The sequence below is a fragment of the Streptomyces nigra genome (assembly GCF_003074055.1).
Taxonomy (GTDB): domain Bacteria; phylum Actinomycetota; class Actinomycetes; order Streptomycetales; family Streptomycetaceae; genus Streptomyces; species Streptomyces nigra.
Genome location: NZ_CP029043.1, coordinates 4559818 through 4578854 on the forward strand (window position 1 = coordinate 4559818; position 19037 = coordinate 4578854).

The window sequence follows — 19037 nt, forward strand, 5'->3', positions numbered from 1 at the left end:
CGTCCCGTCACGCCACGCGCGTGGCCCCCGCGAACGGCATCTCGTCGAGCGGGGCCACCCGCACCGGCGCCGACGGGTTGGGGGCGTGGATCATCTGCCCGTTGCCGATGTAGAGGCCGACGTGGCTGATGCCGGAGTAGAAGAACACCAGGTCGCCGGGGAGCAGTTCGGAGCGGGAGACCCGGCGGCCCGCGCCGATCTGGCTGTAGGTCGTCCGGGGCAGGGAGACACCGGCCGCGCGGTAGGCGGCCTGCGTCAGGCCCGAGCAGTCGAAGGCGTTCGGACCGGTCGCCCCCCACACATAGGGGCTGCCGAGCTTGCTGTAGGCGTACGACACGGCGGCAGCGGCCCGGGCGTTGGGGGCCTGCGCCGCCGCCGAACCGGGTGCGGCGAGGGCGGTGCGGGCACCGGAGGCCGAGCGGTCGGCACGGTCGTCGAGCCGGGCGCGTTCGTCGCCGCCGAGCCGGGCCAGGTGCGCACGGGCCGTGTCCAGCTTGCCGGTGATCGTCTTCTTGTGGCGCTTGAGCTCGGCCTCGCGCGAGGTCAGCGAGGCCAGCTCGACGCGTGCGGCGCCGCGAAGCTGCTCGATCTCGCGCAGCTGCCTGCGGACACCGGCGACGGAGGACGCCTGCCGGTTGCCGGCGCGCTCCGCGAACTCCGCGCCCTGCAGATAGCGGTCCGGGTCGGAGGAGAGCGCGAGCTGGAAGGCCGGGTCGAGGCCGCCGTCCCGGTACTGGGCCGCCGCCATCGAACCCAACGCGTCCCGCGCCGCGTTCAGCTTCTCCGTCTTGCGCGCGGCCTCGTCCTGAAGGGTGCGGATCCGCTTCCGGGCCGCCTCCGCCTTCTCCTGCGCGCCGTTGTACTTCTCGGTGGCGACCTCGGCCTCCTGGTACAGCTTGTCGACCTTCGCCTTGATCTGCTCGGGTGTCAGCTGCGGCTCGGCCTGCGCCGCCCCGTCGAACCCCGTCGCCGTCGCCGCGCCCGCCAGGGCGATCGTCCAGGCCGTGCGGGCGGCGCCGCCTGCGGCCGGTCTCGAGCGGGGTTTCCGGTGCGCTGCCACGTGGACTGCACATCCTTCCATCGGGGGGACTCGCGCGTCCGGCGGCGACCCGCACAGGGGGAGCGGACCGCCGCCGAACCTTTCTCGGCGGTGGTGGCCGACAGCCGCCCCTGGCCCGGGCGGCGGTGGGGAGCCGGTCACCTGGTGGAGGACGCTAAACCGGTATGTGTCGGGTCGGTAACGCGTTGTGCGGAAGTGCCGGGAGAGGACCGGGCGTGACCGTAAGTGAGCGTGATCCCGCGATCGCGGCGTCTTGTTCACGCAGTGTGCTGACCGATGTGCGGCTTCGGCGGATGGAGGGCGGGACGGGCTGCTATGGAGCGCATATATGCACGGCCGGCCGGGGTCGCGGGCATCGAAACGCGAGCACCGCACCCGGGCCCGGTCAGTCGCCGGGAGCTGAGCGGCCGCCGCGCACCCGGTGGCGGCAGGGCCCGGGCCGGTCGTTAGGCTCCGGCCCCATGGACGTACTCATCCACCTCTTCGTGGGCCTGCACATCGTCGGCATCGCCTCGCTGCTCGGCGGTTTCCTCACCCAGATGAAGGCGATGGGCCAGGGCACCGCCCGGTTCGTGCCGGCGATGCTGCACGGCGCGCTGACCATGCTGGTCACCGGGGTGATCCTGGTCGGCCTCAACCAGGCCGACGACCAGCCGGTGAACAAGGTCAAGATCGGCGTGAAGCTGGCGTTGCTGGTCGTGATCCTCGGACTCGTCTATGTGAAGCGGGACGAGGAGAAGGTGGACGCGAAGCTGTTCGGCCTGGTGGGGCTGCTGACCCTGGCCAACGTCTTCATCGCCGTCCTCTGGACCTGACACCGGCCGAAGGACCGGCCACCGCGAGGTGGTTCCGTACGGCTCCGGCGGCGACCGCCAGCCATACCGCCACCGAGATCCACATCAGGACCTCGCCGGGAACCTCCAGCCACGGGACGTCCAGGGTGGCGGCGACGGAGAGCATCGCCGCCGCCGACATGCCCATCGTGAAGACGGTCGCCCAGCGGCGTACGTCGTGGCGCGGGCGCGGCCGGGCGATCTCGCCGACGAGCATGACCACGTACCAGGCGGCGTCCAGGGCGACCAGGGCGTAGGTCACCGTGCGCAGCACGTCGAAGTCGTCCTCGTTCCACAGGTACAGGGCGCGGCTGTCGGCGGCGAGGAGCCGGGCGCCGGCCAGCGCGGAGATCGCGAGCGCGCCGCCCGCCACCCAGTGGTCCCCGGCTCCGCGGACGATCTCCCGCCGGTCGAAGCGGGTGAGGGCCACGGCGTACAGGAGCAGGCCGAGCCAGAACAGCACCAAGGCCGCGTGCGCGAGCCAGGCCGCCCCCGCCGTGGCGGCCAGCGTGGCCGCGAGGACGGCGAGACCCTGCGTGGCCACGCAGCCGAGGAAGACGGAGCCCGGCATCCCGGGCCGCCAGTGGCGTACGACGACGTAGAGCAGGGCCGGCCAGAGCACGAACGCCAGGGCCAGCAGCGTCTCGGCGAGCACCTGCCGGCCTGCCAGGGCGAAGCGGGTGCCCAGGACGGCCGTCGCGGCGACGGCGCAGAGCGAGGCCGGGGTGACCGCCTCCCTCAGCCACTCGGAGCGGTGCCACAGGAGCCGGGCGAGGAAGTCGCAGGCCAGGGCCAGCCACGCGACGCATGCCAGGACCAGGGCGATCCGGGACAGGGTCGCGTAGCCCGTCTCGTGCAGGGCCACCGAGATGATGCCGGTCGCCATGACCGAGGCGCCGGCTGCGGGGGGACGTCGCGACCACCAGAGGGGCAGGGGGGACGCGGACGCGGGTGTGGCGGCGGGCATGGGCCGATGCTAAGGAGCGCGGCACGGGCGCGCGGGTGGGGGCGCGCGCGGAGGGTGGGTGAATCGGCGGGGGCGACGGAACCCACCGGAGGTCAGACGCGCTCCAGCGGCCGATGCGGCCCGTCCGGCAGCTCCACCTCGATCGCGTCGCCGGGGTGGACCACACCGCCCTCCGCGACGACGCCCATGATCCCGGCCTTGCGCACGAGACGGCCGGCCTCGTCGCGCCCCACGACCCGCTTGAGCAGCCCGTCCTGGAAGTGGTCGATCTGCAGGCACGGGTTCCGCAGCCCGGTCACCTCCACCACGGCCTCGGCGCCGATGCGCAGCAGCGTGCCCACCGGCAGGGCGAGCAGGTCGAGGCCGCGTGTGGTGACGTTCTCGCCGAGCTCGCCGGGCGTCACCCGGAAACCCGCCTCGGCCAGCTCACCGAACAGCTCCTCGTGGATGAGGTGCACCTGGCGAAGATTCGGCTGGGTGGGGTCCTGGGCGACCCGCGAGCGGTGCTTCACCGTCACCCCGGCGTGGACGTCCCCGTCGACGCCCAGGCCGGCGAGGAGCGTGATGCTCTCCCGGTTCGGCTTCGTGAACGAGTACACCTCGTTCCTGCTGACCGCCGTCACGACCCCCGTCATGGTCACGGGCCCCCTCCCCTTTGCCGCTGGCCGCTGGCCGCTGGCCGCTGTCCGCTGTCCGCTGTCCGCTGTCCGTCAGGCCGGACGGACGATGCTGTGGATCGACGACTCGCCGTCGTAGAAGATCGACTCCTCGCGCACGTACGTGCCGGGCTTCGGGGCGTGGATCATCATGCCGTTGCCGATGTAGAGGCCCACGTGGGTGATGTCGTCGTAGAAGAAGACCAGGTCACCGGGCTGGGCGCTGGACACGGGGACCGTCGTGCCGGCGTTCACCTGGTCGTAGGTCACGCGCGGGATGTCGACCCCGGCGGCCTTCCACGCGGCCTGGGTGAGGCCGGAGCAGTCGTAGGAGTCCGGGCCGGTGGCGCCCCAGACGTACGGCTTGCCGATCTGCGTGCGGGCGAAGGACAGCGCCTTCTGCGCCTTGGTGGCGTACGACGCGTCCGGCGCGGTGGTGCCCTGCTCCTGGCTCTCCTGTTCCTGCTGCCGCGCGGCCTCCTCGCGCTTGCGCTCGGCCTCCGCCTGCTGCTGCGCCAGCTCCTCCGCCTTGCGGGCGGCCTCCTCCTGCTTGCGCTTCTCGATCGCGGCGAGGCGGGCCTTCTCCTGCGCGGTCAGCTCGGAGAGCAGTTGGCGGGCGTCCGCGAGCTTCTTCTGGACGGTGGACTTGGCCGTCCGCAGGTCCTTCTGCGACTCGGTGAGCGTCTCGAGGCTCTGCGTGGCCTCCTGCCGCTTCTTCATCGTCGCGGACTGCTGGGTGAAGTAGTCGTCGACCGATTCCTTCTGACGTCCCGTCATACGGTCCATCAGCTGGGACTGGTCGAAGTAGTCCTGAGGGGTGTCCGCGAGGAGGAACGTCGCGGTGTCCGGGGCGGTGGCGCCGGTGCGGTACTGGGCGGCGGCGTTGCGGCCCAGCTGCTCGCGCGCGTCGTTGAGCTTCTGCGTGCGCCGGGCGACGTCGTCGAGGAGGGTGTCGACCCGCTTGCGCTGCTTGGTCGTCTTCTCCTTGGCCGCGTTGTACTTCTCGGTGGCCGACTCCGCCTGGCGGTAGAGATCGTCGACCTTCTTCTCGACCTCCTCGAGGCTCGGCCGGTCGTCGGAGGACGGGCTCGCCTGAGCGGTCTGGGACAGCAGGGCCACGGACGTGAGGGCCGCGGTGGCCAGCGCGGGGGTCCGTATGCCTGCCACGCGCGTACCGGAGGGACGCGACTTGCGGTGCGACGCCAAGGGAGGCGACTCCTTCCGTGCTCCGCCTACCGAGTTAGCTGTCGGGTTCGGGCGGGTGGTTCGGAAGGGTTGCCCTACGGCCGTTCCCTGGACGGGAAGTCGGGCCGATTCACCCCGGGTTCGGTGGGTCCCCGGCTCCGGATGAACCGGACTCGGCGGAGGCCGTGCGGCCCGGCGTCGATCGCCGGTGGGGGTCGTACGGCCTGCCCGGCACGGTAGCCAACTGGTGTGGCCGCTGTGAAGGTTGATGTGCGATATGCCCGATACATTTTCGTGACCTTCGGTCAGGGGAGTGGGTCGAGGACGCTCCGACGGATGATCGGTCCGCGTTGGCGACCATTCACCCTCTTTGTGTGTGGTGCGCCGGTACTGGGGATTGATCCAGGTCGGTGTGTGGCGTGATGGGGTGACTTCGGACGGTCACCGGGTGATCGCGGGTGGAGGCGGGCCGCGGACCGGAGGGTGTGATGTTCTCGGGACGGCGGCCGGTTGTCGGTGGGGCCGCCTAGACTCGGAGAGCGATGAGCAGCCTCTTTGACGACAGCTTCCTGGCGGACCTCCAGGCCCCACGGGCCCACGGGGAAGAGCACCCGCCACCGCCCGAGGACGATCACACTCCGGAGTCGATCCCGGACGATCTGTTCGGCGGGAAGTTCGACGTGCCGCCGGACCGTGACGCGTACTACCGGGACGGTGCCCCGCGCCCGGCCCTCGACGCCGCCGCGCTGCTGGAGGGGCTCAACGAGAACCAGCGCGCGGCCGTCGCCCACTCCGGCACCCCGCTGCTCATCGTCGCCGGTGCCGGGTCCGGCAAGACGCGCGTGCTCACGCACCGCATCGCGTACCTGCTCGGCGAGCGGAACGTGCATCCGGGCCAGATCCTGGCGATCACCTTCACCAACAAGGCCGCCGGCGAGATGAAGGAGCGCGTCGAGCAGCTCGTCGGACCGCGGGCGAACGCGATGTGGGTGATGACCTTCCACAGCGCCTGCGTCCGCATCCTGCGCCGGGAGAGCAAGAAGCTCGGGTTCACGTCGTCGTTCTCGATCTACGACGCCGCCGACAGCAAGCGGCTGATGGCGCTGGTGTGCCGGGACCTCGATCTCGACCCGAAGCGGTACCCGCCCAAGTCGTTCAGCGCCAAGATCAGCAATCTGAAGAACGAGCTGATCGACGAGGAGGACTTCGCCGCCCAGGCCACCGACGGGTTCGAGAAGACCCTCGCCCAGGCGTACGCGCTCTACCAGTCGCGGCTGCGCGAGGCCAACGCCCTCGACTTCGACGACCTGATCATGACGACGGTCAACCTGCTGCGCGCCTTCCCGGACGTCGCCGAGCACTACCGCCGCCGCTTCCGTCATGTGCTGGTGGACGAGTACCAGGACACCAACCACGCGCAGTACGCGCTGGTGCGCGAGCTGGTCGGCACCTCCGAGCACCCCGTCGACGTGCCCCCCGAGGCCGAGGTCCCGCCCGCCGAGCTGTGTGTGGTGGGTGACGCCGACCAGTCGATCTACGCCTTCCGCGGCGCCACCATCCGCAACATCCTCCAGTTCGAGGAGGACTACCCGGACGCGACGACGATCCTGCTGGAGCAGAACTACCGCTCCACCCAGACCATCCTCAGCGCCGCCAACGCCGTCATCGAGCGCAACGAGTCCCGCCGGCCCAAGAACCTGTGGACCAACGCGGGCGCCGGCGCACGCATCACCGGCTACGTCGCGGACACCGAGCACGACGAGGCGCAGTTCGTCGCCGAGGAGATAGACCGTCTCACCGACGCGGGCGAGGCCAAGGCCGGCGACGTCGCCGTCTTCTACCGGACGAACGCACAGTCCCGTGTCTTCGAGGAAGTCTTCATCCGCGTCGGACTGCCCTACAAGGTCGTCGGCGGTGTGCGCTTCTACGAGCGCAAGGAGGTCCGGGACGTCCTCGCCTACCTGCGGGTCCTCGCCAACCCCGAGGACACCGTCCCGCTGCGCCGGATCCTCAACGTCCCCAAGCGGGGCATCGGCGACCGCGCCGAGGCCATGATCGACGCCCTGTCGCAGCGGGAGAAGATCAGCTTCCCGCAGGCCCTGCGCCGCGTCGACGAGGCCTACGGCATGGCCGCGCGGTCCACGAACGCCGTCAAGCGGTTCAACACGCTGATGGAGGAGCTGCGCACGATCGTCGAGTCCGGCGCCGGCCCGGCGACGGTCCTGGAGGCCGTGCTCGAACGGACCGGCTATCTGGCCGAGTTGCAGGCCTCCACCGACCCGCAGGACGAGACCCGCATCGAGAACCTCCAGGAACTCGCGGCCGTCGCCCTGGAGTTCGAGCAGGAGTCGGCCGAAGGCGAGGAGTCCGGCGGGCTCGCCGCCTTCCTGGAGCGGGTCGCGCTTGTCGCCGACTCCGACCAGATCCCGGACGAGGAGGAGGACGGCTCCGGGGTCATCACCCTGATGACCCTCCACACCGCCAAGGGCCTGGAGTTCCCGGTCGTCTTCCTCACCGGCATGGAGGACGGCGTGTTCCCGCACATGCGCGCCCTCGGCGAGACCAAGGAGCTGGAGGAGGAGCGGCGGCTCGCGTACGTCGGCATCACGCGGGCGCGGGAGCGGCTGTATCTGACGCGCTCCGCGATGCGCAGCGCCTGGGGCCAGCCGTCGTACAACCCGCCCTCCCGGTTCCTGGAGGAGATCCCGGCCATGCACGTGGACTGGAAGCGGACGGGCGGGAGTTCGCCGCTGTCGTCCGGTCCGGCCGGCGGTGTGGCGGCGTCGCTGTCCTCGTCCCGCTCGCGCTCCTCGGCGTCGGGCGCGTCCGGCTTCGCGACGCGCCGCACCTCGGAGAAGCCTGTCGTGCAGCTGGCGGTGGGGGACCGGGTCACCCACGACCAGTTCGGGCTCGGCACGGTGATGGCGGTGAAGGGCACGGGCGCGAACGCCGAGGCGACGATCGACTTCGGCGACGTCAAGCCGAAGCGGCTGCTGCTGCGGTACGCGCCGGTGGAGAAGCTGTAGCGCCTCGCCGGCGGGGCTGCGGCTCCTCGCCGGCGGCTCAGCTGCTCAGCTGCGGACATGAGACGGCCCCCGTCGGACGGACGGGGGCCGGGCGTTCCGGATGCGGCGCGGGTAGGGGGCTGGGGCTCTACGACGGGTCGAGGCCGTGGCTGCGCAGCCAGGACAGCGGGTCTATCGCCGAACCCCCGCCGGGCCGGACCTCGAAGTGCAGGTGCGGACCCGTGGAGTTGCCGGAGTTCCCGGAGTACGCGATGGGGTCACCGGCCTTGACGGTCGTACCGGAGGCGACCCGGTAGGTGGAGAGGTGGCAGTACCACGTCTCCGTGCCGTCCTTCGCGGTCACGATCATCATGTTGCCGTAGGCGCTGTTCCACTGGGTGCGGACCGTGCCGTCGGTCGCGGCCAGCACCGTGGTGCCGTACGAGACCGGGAAGTCGATGCCCGAGTGGACCGACATCCAGTTGATGCCGGACTGGCCGTAGTAGGCGCTGAGGCCGTGCTGGGCGACGGGGACCGCGAACTTCGGGCGCAGCCGCTCCTTGCGGGCCGCCTCCTCGGCGGCCTTCCGCTTCTCGGCGGCCTTCTGCGCCTTGAGGTCGATGCGCTCCTGCGTGCGGCTGGCCCGGTCCGCGAAGTCGTCGGCGCCGGCGGAGAGGCTCTCGAGCTGGCTGTCCAGCTTGTTGTTCGCGGCGGACGGCTTCACCGCCTCGCCCTCGGACGCCAGCGTGCGGGGCTCCTTGTCGTCGGTGAGGTCACCGACGGACGCGGCGGCGATACCCGCCACACCCATGACACACGCCGACGGCACCGCGATCGTCAACAGCGCGGAGCGCTTGGGAGGCGTACGGCGGCGGGAGCGCGCCCCACCGCGGGAGGCGGCGCGCGGCGCGGGAGCCGGGGTGATCTCCTCCTGGTCGTCCAGGAGGGGCTCCACGACCGGGAGTTGACCGGTCGAGGTCGCCTCGGCGGCCTCCTGGTCGGTTCCGTCGTAGCGCGCCTCGTCCTCGTACGGCGTCTGGTCCTCGTACTGGTCCTGGTACGCGGAGTGCTCGTCGTAGGACGCGGACTGGTCGTAGGAGGTGTGCTCGGCCTGCTCGAAGTGCGCGGTGGCCTGCTGGTCGAAGGATTCTGCTGACGTGTCGTACGCGTCGGTCGCCTGCGCGGAACCGCCGTCGGAGTTCCACTGCGTGGCGTCGTACGCGCCGGTGTCGAAGTTCTGCGTGCCCCACTCCCACTGCTGGGTGGGGTCGGCCGGGGCGGCACCGGACTGGTCGGGCTGCTGCCAGGCCTGCGCGTCCCACTGCCCCGACACGTCATGGCCGTTGGCCTGCTGCGGGACGAAGTCGAGGCGCTCGTGCTCGGCGGTCCAGGCGTTCGTGTCGTACGCGCCGGTGCCGTAGGCGGTGTGCTGCTCGCCGTGCTGTTCGCCCGCGTAGGTGTCGTAGTGCGCGGTGTGGGTACCGGTGGACCACTGCGTGGCGTCGTAGGCGCCCGTGCCGTCACCGGGGAGGCTGCCGAAGAGGGGGTCCGCGTCGAACGTCGTGGTCGCGTGGCCGGCCGCGTAGCCGGTGGCGTCGTAGGTGCCGTACGCGCTCGCGTCACCGTAGGGCGCTTCCTGGGTGCCGTACGACGCGTACTGCGCCGAGGCGGCATCGGAGGCCGAGACCGGGGAGGTCATGGTCCCCGACGGGTGACGATCGTTCACCAACTTCTCTCTCGCCTCGACAACAGGGGCTGCCAGAGCAGTGCGGCGACTGTACCCGGCGGTACGCGGGCGCGACAATCTTCGGCAGGTTTTAGGCGCGCAGGAAACGGGCATTCGGCCGTGATTTGGCGGTCAGTGGGCGCGACTTTGGCTTTGTGTTCGAAGGCTGTTCGAAGCCGAGTGGGTGTCGTGCGGGCCGTGGGGCCCGCCGGGTGCTTCCGGTCGGCCGGGGTCAGGCCACGGTCAGGCCGTCGGTCTCCCGGGAGGTGCCCGCGTCCGCCGGGACGGTGTCGAGGGCCTGCCGTATGCCGGTCGCCACGGCCGGGTGGACCGGCAGCGCGAGATGACCGATTCCGGTGACCCGGACATTCTGTGCGATCAGATCGGGATGGTCGATACAGGCCGTCTCCAGCGGGACCATCAGATGGTCGAGGTCGCTCCAGAAACTCACGAAGTGCGTACGGCAGCCGGGCGCAGGCATGGCCAGTTCCTCGAGGACGGCCGAGCCAGGACGCATCTGGCGCACGATCGGGTGCGCGTTGGCCAGCGGCACGACGCTGGTGCCGGAGTGCGGTGTGCCGAGGGTGACGAGGGTGCGGACCCGGAGGTCGCCGCCGAGGCACTGCACGTAGTAGCGCGCGATCAGACCGCCCAGGCTGTGTCCCACGATGTCGACCCGGCTGCTGCCGGTGCGCTCGCAGATGCCCTCGACATGCCGGCCGAGCAGTTCGGCGGCGGTGCGGATGTCGCAGGTCAGCGGGGAGTAGTTGAGCGACTCGACCTGGTGCCTGCCGTGCTGGGCGAGGGTGCGGCGCAGCAGGACGAACACCGAGCGGTTGTCGATGAAGCCGTGCAGCAGGACGACGGGCGCTGCCGCCTCGGCCGGCAGCCGGGTGGTGTCCCGCGCGGGGAGCGCGCCGGATGAGCGGCGCTCCTGGGCGATGCCGGACGGATAGAGCAGCACATGACCGGCCAGGATCGCGATCTCCAGGGCGGTCGCCTTCAGCAGGGTGAGGGAGAGGCCGGCGAGTCCGCTCGGGAGCAGGCGTCGGCAGAACGGGAGAAAGGGGAGTGCCCCGGTGACCTTCATGGCCGACCTCCTTGTGGCACGCAGGAGACGGCTCCGGCCCCCGTGTGCCCTCGTGGGAAGTCGCGGCGGAGGCGGTCGGCGGGCGGGCAGCGGAAGGGAAGCGGGGTGAGCGAGGCGTGAGAGGTGCGCCGGCCCGTGCGGCCGTGCGGCGCCGATGACCTGAGGGGGCTTGCTGCCGGTGGGGCGACGAGCTCCCGCTTGTCGTGCCTTACCTGCCCTATGTGCCCTTCGTGCCACCGCCGACGTGTCGCATCACCACGGCGCGCCGTCCGGTGGCGCGGTGGTGCGACGACCTCGCTGCGGCTCCTTGTGCGCGGGATCCCGCGCGACGCGCGCACCGCTCATCGCCGCGGCGCGTGTGCCGCGATGAGTGGAACCTGCGCGGCGAACGTGTCCCACGTGTGATTTCCCCCTCGGTCAGCACCGCGAAACTGCCGGTTGCGGGATGCTGGAGATAACGTGCGTTCACTTCCGGGCGGTGTGGCCCGGGCGTCCGTGCGGTCGTCGCACGTCCGGCGCGGTGCGTGCCGGAACGGGTGACGGACAGTGCGATACGTGCACCATGTATGACAAGTAGGCCGAGTGCGGCATACCTCATATGTGAGCGGTACTTGTCGGTACGGATGGATGTAGTCGCTTCATGGAGGCAGTGATGGGTGTGGCAGCCGGTCCGATCCGCGTGGTGGTCGCCAAGCCGGGGCTCGACGGCCACGATCGCGGGGCGAAGGTGATCGCGCGGGCGCTGCGCGACGCCGGTATGGAGGTCATCTACACCGGCCTCCACCAGACTCCGGAACAGATCGTCGACACGGCGATCCAGGAGGACGCCGACGCAATCGGCCTGTCCATCCTCTCCGGCGCCCACAACACGCTCTTCGCCGCGGTGATCGACCTCCTCAAGGAGCGCGACGCGGAGGACATCCTCGTGTTCGGCGGCGGCATCATCCCCGAGGCGGACATCGCCCCGCTGAAGGAGAAGGGCGTCGCGGAGATCTTCACGCCCGGCGCCACGACCCAGTCGATCGTGGACTGGGTCCGCGAGAACGTGCGGCAGCCGGCCGGCGCGTAGTCGCCGGCGCGGGCCTTGAGGGGAGGCGTGCCCCGGTACCGGGGGGCCTCGGCGGGGCAGGGATACCGCCGGTGGGGTGCAGGGGCGTGACTGGGGGACCGCCGGTGGGGCTGCGCCCCGGGTTGACGGTGTGAGTGCCCCCGGGGCAGCGTCCGGTTCCGGGCGCCCCCGGCCCGCAGCCCAGTTGCCCCGCGGGCGGGGTGATTCACGGGGATTTCCCGTGGCTCGGGCCCACGTCCCGTTTTGCGCGCCGGGCGCACCCGCGTCCCCTGGGCGTCGGATGTGCCCGGCGCCCGGCAGGTCACCGCTCACGTCCGGACGGCCTCCGACCCCTCCAGCTCGGCGATCATCGTGGCGCGCAGCCGTAGCGTCGTCACCAGCCGTTGGAAGGATTCCGCCCAGTAGCCCGTCGCCCCCGGCGACGCGTCCTCCGGTTCGTCCGGTATCGCCAGGAGGCCGTCGAGGCGGCCGGCCTCGGACGGGTCGAGGCAGCGCTCCGCCAGCCCCATCACCCCGCTGAAACTCCACGGGTAACTCCCCGCGTCCCGCGCGATGTTGAGCGCGTCGACCACCGCACGTCCCAGCGGCCCGCCCCACGGCACCGCGCACACGCCCAGCAGCTGGAACGCCTCCGACAGTCCGTGCGTCGCGATGAACCCGGCGACCCACTCGGCCCGCTCACCGGTGTCCAGCGTGGCCAGGAGCTTGGCGCGCTCGGCCAGGGACACGGCCCCCGGACCGCCCGCCTCCGGAGCCGCCGGCGATCCGAGCAGCGCCCTCGCCCACTCGGCGTCCCGCTGCCGCACCGCCGCCCGGCACCAGGCCGCGTGCAGTTCGCCCTGCCAGTCGTCCGCCACCGGCAGGGTGACGATCTCCTCCGGTGTCCGTCCGCCGAGCCGCCCCGGCCACGTGCCCAGCCGTGCCGCCTCCACCAACTGACCGAACCACCACGACCGTTCACCCCGGCCCGGCGGAGCCTTGGCCACGACGCCGTCACGCTCCATGGCCGCGTCGCACTCGTGCGGCGCCTCCACGGTGAGCGTCGGCGCGTCCCCCGTGTGATCGACGGCCACGCACGCCCCGGCCCGGACCGCCATCCTGGCCGCGAGCGCCGAGCCCGGCAGCGCCGACAGCAACTCCGCCGCCGTCGCCCGGACGTTACGGCTGCGGTCGCCGAGCGCCTGCTCCAGGAACGGCTCGTCCTCCGGGCCCAGCCCGGTGCGCAGCGAGTCCAGGAACATCAGCCGGTCCTCGGCCCGCTCCGTCCCCCACGTCGTGGCCAGCAGCTCTCGGGCGGCCGACGGCTCCCGCGCGCGGATCGCGGCGAGCAGGGCGACCCGCTCCGCGAAGAGCCCCTCCTGCCACAGCCGTTCCACCTGCGCCGGGTCTTCCAGCGGCGGCGCGGCGGCGCCTCCGCCGGGCGCCGTGCGCAGCGCGAACCGCCAGTCCGGGTTCAGCCGGGCCAGCCACATCGCGCGCGGGCCCGCGAAGGTCAGCGCCGCCGGCCGCAGATCCGTGCGCCCCCGGGCCGCGTCCAGCAGCGCGGGCAGCGCCTGCGGGGGAGGGGCGAAGCCGCGCTCGTTGGCCGCCGCCAGCCACTGCGGCAGCAGCTCCATCAGGTCCGGTGCCGAACCCCGACGGCCACTGCCCGTCCCCGGACGGTCCGCGAGCAGCAGCGCCAGCCTGCGGGCCGCCGCCGGAGGAAGCGCCGGTCGCGGTTCCTCGGGAGCGGGCTGCGGGCGCTCCGCCGCGCGCGCCGGACGCAGCCCGGCCCGTCGCCGTACGGTCTCGACGGCCGCCAGGTCCAGCAGCGCGACCGGGGCCTCCTGGCCGGGCGGGCAGCCCGGGAGCGTGCGCCGGTCCGTGCCGAGCAGCGCCGTCGTGACGAGCTCCTCCCAGGCGCCCGGCGCCGGTGAGTCCACGGGAAGGGAAGGGCTGCTCATGTCGTTCGTCCCTCTCTGCCGTTGCCGTTGCCGTCGTGCCGTGGGTGCGATGAGTACGGTGAGGGGCGCTCGCCTCGGGGCGGGCGTCGCTGGACGGTCACCACAGGCGCACCGCCTCTCCCGTCCCGTCCACCCAGGCCGTGAGCGGGGTGAAGCCGCGGTGCCCGCACTCGCCGAAGACCGTGACCGGTGTGCCGCCCGACAGCGCGACCAGCCGCCACAGCCCCGGCCGGGAGCGGGCGGCCGCCGTGAGCGGCAGCGCCGAGTCGGCTTCGGCGTCCGCGAGTTGCCAGCCGTCGCCGTCCTGGACGGGCACGACCCGGTCCAATGTGACCGGCACCGAGTCCAGCCAGGGATCGGCGCGCAGCGCCTCCCCGTACCGGGCGGCGGCCTGCGCCGTCGTCACCCCCGGAGGCCGGATCGCCGTCGGCGTGGGCGGTCCGAACTGTTCGCCCAGCGCCGCCCGTACCTGCCCGGCACCCCCGTACGCCGACACCTCCGCGTCGAGGGCGAGCCCCACCGGCAGGGTCAGCTCCGGGGCGCGGCCCGCCGCACCGAAGGAGAGGAGGAGAGCGGTACGGCCCGAGTCGGCGCCATGCAGCCAGATCCGGCGTGTCGTCAGCTTCACGTCCGCCACGTCGTACTGGGCGAGCACAAGCCAGCGGTCCCGCACCGGCGGACCATCCGCCGAGGACGGCAGGCCGACGCGCGAGCGGACCGTCTCCGCCAGCTCGGCCGGCAGCCGCTCACGGCCCAGCCAGCCCTGGTCGAGGAGGTGCACCAGCGCGCACTCCTCCAGCAGCCGGACCGGCCAGCCGGGACCGGACGCCGGTATCGAACCCAGCTCCCGCACCCGCGCGGCCAGCCCGGGCGCCTGGGCGTCGACCATCCGGGCGGCCGTCTCCTCCCACAGCCCGTACCCCGCCTGCTCCGCACCGGCCAGCCCGCCGCGCAGCAGATCGGCGAGCCGCCGCTCCAGCTCCGTCGCCCCCGCGGTGACCCGCAGGGCCCGCCGCTCCGCCCTGCGCCTGGCCGCCTCCGGATCGGCCGCGGCCGCGGAAGAGCCGGCCCGGCCCGCCGCCCGCTTCTCCTGGGCCCGCTGCCGCCGGCCCGACAGCCACTGCTCCGCCCAGTCCGGCGCCTGCCCGTCCGGCACGGCCCCGTCCCCGCCCGCCCAGAGCAGCAGCAGCCCGAGCGCGTGCTTGCACGGGAACTTACGGCTGGGACAACTGCACTTGTACGCGGGCCCGGACGCGTCCGCGAGATCGATGACCGTCTGATACGGCTTGCTGCCACTGCCCTTGCACAGTCCCCACACCGTCCCCTCGTCGGAACTCCCCGCCTCGGACCACGGCCCCGCCGCCCCGAGTTTGCTTCCCGCTTTGCGTGATGCGGCGTCAGGTGCCAGTGCCAGCACCTGGTCCGCGGTCCAGCGCACCCCCTGCTGAGTCATGTCTCCGAAGGTAGATCCCGCCACTGACAATCGGTCCGGCGCAGCGGTCGGCGGCGGTGTCTCCGCAGGTCACGACGCGTTGTCAGTGGGGTGGTGCAGGGTTGGACCCAGATCCGAACCGGCTGAGCTGGAGGGGGACTTTGCCATGACTGTGTCCGTTGAGCCGACGTCCGTCGAGGCGGGGGAGACGGAGGCGGCCCAGGCGTTGCGACCGCACGCCGAGGACGCCTTCGCCCATGAACTGACCGCGCTGGCCGCGCAGGACGACCGGCCGCGCCCGGCCCGCTGGAAGCTGTCGCCGTGGGCCGTGGCCACCTATCTGCTCGGGGGCACCCTCCCGGACGGCACGGTGATCACTCCGAAGTACGTGGGCCCGCGCCGCATCGTCGAGGTCGCCGTCACCACGCTCGCCACGGACCGCGCCCTGCTCCTGCTCGGCGTGCCCGGCACCGCGAAGACCTGGGTCTCCGAGCACCTGGCCGCGGCGGTCAGCGGCGACTCGACGCTGCTGGTGCAGGGCACGGCCGGCACCCCCGAGGAGGCCATCCGCTACGGGTGGAACTACGCGCAGCTGCTCGCGCACGGCCCCAGCCGGGACGCCCTGGTCCCCAGCCCGGTCATGCGGGCCATGGCGGAGGGCATGACGGCGCGGGTCGAGGAGCTGACCCGTATCCCGGCGGACGTGCAGGACACGCTGATCACGATCCTGTCGGAGAAGACGCTGCCCATACCGGAGCTGGGGCAGGAGGTGCAGGCCGTGCGCGGCTTCAACCTCATCGCCACCGCCAACGACCGGGACCGCGGGGTCAACGACCTGTCGAGCGCGCTGCGCCGCCGGTTCAACACGGTCGTGCTGCCGCTGCCGGAGAGCGCCGACGCGGAGGTGGAGATCGTCTCCCGCCGTGTCGACCAGATCGGGCGCTCCCTCGACCTGCCGACGGCACCCGACGGCATCGACGAGATCCGCCGCGTGGTCACCGTGTTCCGGGAGCTGCGCGACGGGGTCACGGCCGACGGCCGGACGAAGCTGAAGTCGCCGAGCGGCACGCTCTCGACGGCCGAGGCGATCTCCGTGGTCACCAACGGCCTGGCTCTGGCCGCCCACTTCGGCGACGGGGTGCTGCGGCCGGGAGACGTCGCCGCGGGCATCCTCGGCGCCGTCGTCCGGGACCCGGCCGCCGACCGCGTCATCTGGCAGGAGTACCTGGAGGCGGTCGTCCGGGAGCGGGACGGCTGGACCGACTTCTACCGCGCCTGCCGGGAGGTGAGTGCGTGAGCGACGACCTCGGATGGGGTCGCCCCGGCGGGGGGTCGAAACCGGCCGGTGGATCGAAGCCGGGCGGAGCGTCCGGCCGGCCGAGACGCGACGGCCGCCGGACGCGGTCCGGACATGCGGTGCGCGGGGGAGTGACGCCGCGAGCGACACAGGTGGGGTGAGCACCCACGGCGACGGCGGGGTGCGGCGTGAACGAGGTCGCGCGGCCCGGATGGGGGCGAGGGTACGGCGTGAACGAGGGGCGACGTGAACGGGGGACGGACGGTGGCGCGGAGTGAGGGGGCCGAAGTGACAGGTGTTGAGAGGTCCGTGGGGGAAGGTGCGGGGACGAGCTCCGGAGCACGGGACACGGGCCCGGCCGGGCAGGACGCCGCGGCTGCCTCCATGGCCCGGCCTGCCGGGCCGTTGCTGCTCGGCGTACGGCATCACGGGCCGGGATCGGCGCGGGCGGTCCGCGCGGCGCTGGACGCGGCCCGGCCGCGCACCGTGCTGATCGAGGGGCCGCCCGAGGCCGATGCGCTGGTTCCGCTCGCCGGGGACGAGGGCATGCGGCCGCCGGTCGCCCTCCTCGCCCACGCCGTGGACGAGCCCGGCCGCTCGGCGTTCTGGCCGCTCGCCGAGTTCTCCCCGGAGTGGGTGGCCCTCCGCTGGGCGCTGGAGCACCGGGTCCCTGCCCGCTTCATCGACCTGCCGGCCACGCACACTCTGGCGTGGGGCCGGGACGGCGACCAGCGGCCCGAGTCCACCGCCGAGCCGGAGGACCCGCAGGAGGCCCCGGCCGACGTCCGGGTCGACCCGCTGGCCGTGCTCGCCGAGACCGCCGGTTACGACGATCCCGAGCGTTGGTGGGAGGACGTCGTCGAGCACCGGGGGACGGCCGGAGGGGACGCGTTCGCGCCCTTCCTGGGGCTGGAGGAGGCCATGTCCGCCCTGCGGGAGGTGTACGGCAGCGGCGGGCACGATCGGGACCTGGTGCGCGAGGCCCATATGCGCCTCCAGATGCGCGCCGCCCAGCGGGAGTTCGGGGACGACGTCGCCGTCGTGTGCGGGGCGTGGCATGTGCCCGCCCTGCGGCAGAAGAGCACGGTCACCGCCGACAAGGCGCTGCTGAAGGGGCTGCCCAAGGTCAAGGCCGAGATGACCTGGGTGCCGTGGACGCACCGCCGGCTGGCCCGCGCGAGCGGCTACGGAGCGGGCATCGACTCACCGGGGTGGTACGGGCATCTGTTCGGTGCGCCCGACCGGCCCGTGGAGCGCTGGATGACGAAGGTCGCCGGACTGCTGCGGGACGAGGACCGCATCGTCTCCTCGGCCCATGTCATCGAGGCGGTCCGGCTCGCGGAGACGCTGGCGGTGGTGCGCGGCCGCCCACTGCCGGGCCTGAGCGAGACCACCGACGCGATCCGGGCGGTGATGTGCGAGGGCTCGGACGTCCCCCTGGAGCTGGTGCGGGACCGGCTGATCGTCGGGGATGTGCTGGGGGAGGTGCCGGAGTCGGCGCCGGCCGTGCCGTTGCAGCGCGATCTCGACCGGATCCAGCGCCGTCTGCGGCTCAGGCCGGAGGCGCTGGAGCGGGAGCTGGAGCTGGACCTGCGCAAGGAGAACGACGCCGAGCGCAGCAGGCTGCTGCACCGGCTGCGGCTGCTCGGCGTGGCCTGGGGCGAACCGGTCGCGTCGCGGGGGAGCACCGGGACGTTCCGGGAGACCTGGCGGCTGCGGTGGGAGCCCGAGCTGGCGGTGCGGGTCGCCGAGGCCGGCGTGTGGGGGACCACCGTGCTCATGGCGGCCACCGCGAAGGCCGAGGCCGACGCCGTCGCCGCGCCGGGGCTCGCCGATGTGACGGCGCTGGCCGAGCGCTGCCTGCTGGCCGAACTGCCGGACGCGCTGCCCGTGGTGATGGGCGTCCTGGCCGACCGGGCGGCACTCGACGCGGACGTCGGTCACCTCGCCCAGGCCCTGCCGGCGCTGGTGCGCTCCCTGCGGTACGGCGATGTGCGCGGCACCGACACCGGCGCGCTGGCGGAGGTGGCCGCCGGACTCGCCGAGCGCGTCTTCGTCGGTCTGCCCCCGGCCTGCGTCGGCCTCGACACGGACGCGGCGGACGAGATGCGGCGCCATGTCGACGCGGTGCACGGAGCGCTGGGGCTGCTCGGGGACGCGGAGACCGGGATGCGGCGCCGCTGGCACAAGGTGCTGCGGGTGCTGTCCGGCCGGGACACCGTGCCCGGCGTCATCAGGGGGCGCGCGGTGCGGCTGCTCCTGGACGACGGGGAGCTGCGGCAGGAGGACGCCGCGCGGCTGATGGGGCTGGCGTTGTCGCCGGGGACACCGCCGGCGGACGCGGCGGCGTGGATCGAGGGCTTCGTCGGCGGGGGCTCCGGCGGCGGGATGCTGCTCGTGCACGACGAGCGGCTGCTCGGCCTGGTCGACACCTGGCTGACGGGGGTGCCGGCGGAGGCGTTCACCGATGTGCTGCCGCTGCTGCGGCGCACCTTCTCGGCGTACGAGCCGGGCGTGCGGCGGACGTTGGGGGAGCTGGTCCGGCGCGGGCCGGGCGAACGGCAGGGCGTGGGGACCGCTGGTGGCGGCATACCCGGCTTCGCCGACGAGCTGGACATCGAGCGGGCGGACGCGGTGATGCCGGTCGTACGCCTGCTGCTGGGACTGGACGGGACGGAGGACGGGGCCGCCGGGCGCGGCAGCCCCGCCGCCGACGACCTCGTGGGGGCGACGGGATGAGGACCGAGGGACTACTGGAGCGCCGGGAGCACACC

At 72.9% G+C, this 19037-nt stretch carries 13 protein-coding genes and 1 riboswitch; of the genes, 5 read left to right on the forward strand and 8 right to left on the reverse strand.

What is annotated here, in order from left to right; translation table 11 throughout:
* Window positions 1-7: 7 nt before the first annotated feature.
* Window positions 8-1060 (reverse strand): C40 family peptidase, encoded by a 1053-nt coding sequence (locus DC008_RS21295; RefSeq protein WP_108708311.1) that lies wholly within the window; start codon window positions 1058-1060, stop codon window positions 8-10.
* A gap of 461 nt (window positions 1061-1521) precedes the next feature.
* On the opposite strand from DC008_RS21295, the gene DC008_RS21300 reads away from it, so the two are divergent.
* Window positions 1522-1875, forward strand: coding sequence for a hypothetical protein (locus tag DC008_RS21300; protein ID WP_108708312.1), 354 nt, complete (start codon window positions 1522-1524; stop codon window positions 1873-1875).
* On the opposite strand, the gene DC008_RS21305 is transcribed toward DC008_RS21300, so the two are convergent.
* The 3 genes from DC008_RS21305 to DC008_RS21315 all read right to left on the reverse strand — a co-directional run bounded on the left by DC008_RS21305 (window position 1853) and on the right by DC008_RS21315 (window position 4722).
* A complete protein-coding gene (locus DC008_RS21305; RefSeq protein WP_108708313.1) occupies window positions 1853-2860 on the reverse strand; it encodes a tellurite resistance/C4-dicarboxylate transporter family protein in 1008 nt (335 codons plus the stop codon). The two genes, DC008_RS21300 and DC008_RS21305, sit on opposite strands and share 23 nt — an antisense overlap.
* A 92-nt stretch (window positions 2861-2952) precedes the next feature.
* Complete coding sequence (locus DC008_RS21310) at window positions 2953-3495, reverse strand: MOSC domain-containing protein (RefSeq protein ID WP_208646122.1); 543 nt, start codon at window positions 3493-3495, stop codon at window positions 2953-2955.
* Between the two features lie 75 nt (window positions 3496-3570).
* Complete coding sequence (locus DC008_RS21315) at window positions 3571-4722, reverse strand: C40 family peptidase (RefSeq protein ID WP_108708314.1); 1152 nt, start codon at window positions 4720-4722, stop codon at window positions 3571-3573.
* 8 nt (window positions 4723-4730) lie between these two features.
* Window positions 4731-4890: riboswitch (cyclic di-AMP (ydaO/yuaA leader) on the reverse strand.
* A gap of 353 nt (window positions 4891-5243) precedes the next feature.
* On the opposite strand from DC008_RS21315, the gene pcrA reads away from it, so the two are divergent.
* Window positions 5244-7727 (forward strand): DNA helicase PcrA, encoded by a 2484-nt coding sequence (gene pcrA, locus DC008_RS21320; protein WP_108708315.1) that lies wholly within the window; start codon window positions 5244-5246, stop codon window positions 7725-7727.
* Window positions 7728-7854: 127 nt separating this feature from the next.
* Here pcrA and DC008_RS21325 read toward each other — a convergent pair whose 3' ends face one another.
* Entirely contained in the window at window positions 7855-9405 is a 1551-nt protein-coding gene (locus tag DC008_RS21325; RefSeq protein ID WP_244221502.1) for a M23 family metallopeptidase, read from the reverse strand.
* 259 nt (window positions 9406-9664) lie between these two features.
* Entirely contained in the window at window positions 9665-10522 is an 858-nt protein-coding gene (locus DC008_RS21330) for an esterase/lipase family protein (protein ID WP_108708317.1), read from the reverse strand.
* A gap of 652 nt (window positions 10523-11174) precedes the next feature.
* On the opposite strand from DC008_RS21330, the gene icmB reads away from it, so the two are divergent.
* A complete protein-coding gene (icmB, locus tag DC008_RS21335; protein ID WP_108708318.1) occupies window positions 11175-11591 on the forward strand; it encodes a coenzyme B12-dependent isobutyryl CoA mutase small subunit in 417 nt (138 codons plus the stop codon).
* 308 nt (window positions 11592-11899) lie between these two features.
* On the opposite strand, the gene DC008_RS21340 is transcribed toward icmB, so the two are convergent.
* Both DC008_RS21340 and DC008_RS21345 read right to left on the reverse strand, forming a co-directional pair.
* A complete protein-coding gene (locus DC008_RS21340; RefSeq protein WP_108708319.1) occupies window positions 11900-13534 on the reverse strand; it encodes a DUF5691 domain-containing protein in 1635 nt (544 codons plus the stop codon).
* Between the two features lie 97 nt (window positions 13535-13631).
* A complete protein-coding gene (locus DC008_RS21345) occupies window positions 13632-14987 on the reverse strand; it encodes an SWIM zinc finger family protein (RefSeq protein ID WP_108708320.1) in 1356 nt (451 codons plus the stop codon).
* Window positions 14988-15132: 145 nt separating this feature from the next.
* On the opposite strand from DC008_RS21345, the gene DC008_RS21350 reads away from it, so the two are divergent.
* Window positions 15133-16263, forward strand: a complete 1131-nt coding sequence (locus DC008_RS21350; protein WP_108708321.1) for an ATP-binding protein — start codon at window positions 15133-15135, stop codon at window positions 16261-16263.
* Window positions 16264-16647: 384 nt separating this feature from the next.
* Window positions 16648-19002 carry a DUF5682 family protein gene (locus tag DC008_RS21355; RefSeq protein WP_108708322.1) on the forward strand — a complete coding sequence of 785 codons (2355 nt, stop codon included), beginning with the start codon at window positions 16648-16650 and terminating at the stop codon, window positions 19000-19002.
* Window positions 19003-19037: the final 35 nt, after the last annotated feature.